Raw genomic sequence first — 2,257 nt, 5'->3', positions numbered from 1 at the left:
GCTAAAGATTGCTGTCCGAAAAACTCGCGATCGGTAACTACCACCATCCGAAATGTGGGCAGAATAAAGCCTTCTAATTCCGCTACACCTGAATACTTAATCGCGACGGCTGTATGCTGAATTTGCAACTTGTCGATCGCTGGAAAGTCGCGGGGATTAGGGACGAATTGTGCGGGACAATCGTGTTCTTGCAACAAGGATACCGATCGCGATGGTTGGGCGGAAACTAACCAGCTTGAATAACTCTGTTTGTGATAACCGCGTAAAGTATCCGCGATTTTGGCAAACTGATGGGGAATCGTCGGAATCGATCGACAAGCTAAACTTAGACCCTCGCCACTAATTACTAATTCATCTAACCGCAAGCAATTAAAGCGATCTCGAATTTTAGCAACGCTCGTGCTAAATTGTTGATGCCAAACTGGAGTATCGGCGGGTAAAGTTTCCCACTCCTCTTGCATATATTCCCACCACCGATCGTTATGCGCCTGCGCTCGATCGAATTCATCGATCGCGATCGCACAATTATCTGGTAAATAATCTAGTAAGGAATAACGCGCTGCCGAGTTATCTTCCCCAAAAATCGTCCCAAAATTGACCGGAGTCAGTACCAGACTCGCAATTTTATCGAGCGATCGTTGGGTACTCGGATCGAACTCCCGCAGCTTATCCAACTCATCGCCAAACCACTCCAACCGCACGGGCAATTCTGCCGCGACTGGGAAAATATCGATAATATCTCCCCGCCGACTCCATTGTCCCTCCGTCTCTACCAGCGGCACCCGCTCATAGCCCAAATTAACCAACTGCACGCCCAGCTTTTCGACATCCCCTTCATCGCCGACTCGCAACTTCAAGCATCGCGCCGCAAACTCCGCTGGGGCGGGCAAATGCGGCTGTAACGCCAACGTCGTACACACGATCGCCACCCCAGTCCCCGTGTCCCCCAGTCCCCCAGTCCCCGCTCCCAACTCCCAACTCCCAACTCCCAACTCCCTGCTCCCAACCGACAACACCTCCGTCAACCCCTGCATCTGCCCCCAAATCATCTCAGATTCGAGGCTAGCAGCCCCGTAGGGCGATGATTCTGTCGTGGGATAGAAATGCACCGACTTCCAGCCCATCGCCTCTAATTGCGCCGCCCAGCGACCGCCTTCTTCGACTGTGGCAGTGACGACGACGAGATGTTGCTGCGCTCCTTGCGCCAAAGCCGATGCTACTAAGCCTTTAGGTAAACGCGGCAAGCCAGTCAGATGCAACGTTCCCTGCTGTTGCAGCTTCGATCGTAGTTCCGTTGCTAGTTGCGATCGTTCGAGAGTGCGAATTAGTGCAGAAAAAGCCATCGTTTCAGTCAGCAGTAAAATTATGATGGAGCGTTTGTCCCGATCTGCCAGACATTAAGGGCAAAAAATGCTTCGGGCTATTAAAGCTGTGATTTTCCACGATAGCCGGTTTTACTGGATTTTGAAAGGATATTTAGGGCGAGTGTAGTTGCAGTCAAATACCTGTCGATCGAGTGATGTCAATGCAGCGGCGAGCGGGGAGCGAATCAGATTTCAGAAGGGTACCCACAAGCGATGCGCATAACTCCTGTCTTGTCTTGCTTCCATGGTCGGGGAACAAAGGCGGGAGCAAGCCGCTAACGGAGTGGCTGTGCCTACGGCAGGCTACGCCAACGCCAACGTCGGCAAAGCCGACGGTTGCGATCGAGACAGGGGCACCCCTACAAGTTATCTGTAGGGGTGCCCCTTGTGGGTACCCTGGATCTATAACTAAGCACTAATATATCTAGACTATTGCCAGATGTGAGTTACCCCACTGGCAATCGCCACTGGCTCTAACCAAATCGACCGCTGATATATTCTTGCGTTCTGGTTTCTTTTGGCGAACTGAAGATATTGCGAGTATCGTCATACTCCACCAAGTAGCCAAATCGGCTGCCACCTTCACCTGCTTCAGCATTAAAAAAGGCGGTTTTGTCCGATACTCGTGCCGCCTGTTGCATATTGTGGGTGACGATAATAATCGTAAACCGCTCTTTTAATTCGTGGATTAGATTTTCGATCTGAACGGTGGAAATCGGATCGAGTGCCGAGCATGGCTCGTCCATCAAGATTACTTCTGGTTCGATCGCGATCGTCCGTGCGATGCACAGCCGCTGTTGTTGTCCGCCGGAGAGCGACAGACCGCTTTGTTGGAGCTTATCTTTGACTTCTTCCCATAGTGCGGCTTTGCGGAGCGATTGCTCGACGCGCTC

2 protein-coding genes and 1 pseudogene are annotated in these 2,257 nt (G+C 51.7%); 1 reads left to right on the top strand and 2 read right to left on the bottom strand.

The annotated features are described in order from the left end of the window. A pseudogene (locus RMO84_RS04725) lies at nucleotides 1-1,343 on the bottom strand (transcription-repair coupling factor); the annotation flags it as partial. Between the two features lie 265 nt (nucleotides 1,344-1,608). On the opposite strand from RMO84_RS04725, the gene RMO84_RS04720 reads away from it, so the two are divergent. Continuing rightward, the gene (locus RMO84_RS04720) at nucleotides 1,609-1,740 is read left to right on the top strand and encodes a hypothetical protein (protein ID WP_310487328.1); all 132 of its coding nucleotides are present in this window, start codon (nucleotides 1,609-1,611) and stop codon (nucleotides 1,738-1,740) included. Between the two features lie 97 nt (nucleotides 1,741-1,837). Here RMO84_RS04720 and RMO84_RS04715 read toward each other — a convergent pair. Then, nucleotides 1,838-2,257 (bottom strand): ATP-binding cassette domain-containing protein (locus RMO84_RS04715; RefSeq protein ID WP_310487327.1); only part of this gene is annotated, 420 nt, incomplete at its 5' end.

It is taken from the genome of Chamaesiphon sp. VAR_69_metabat_338, assembly GCF_031423935.1.
Classification (GTDB): domain Bacteria; phylum Cyanobacteriota; class Cyanobacteriia; order Cyanobacteriales; family Chamaesiphonaceae; genus Chamaesiphon.
This window is presented reverse-complemented; position numbering and strand designations above follow the sequence as displayed.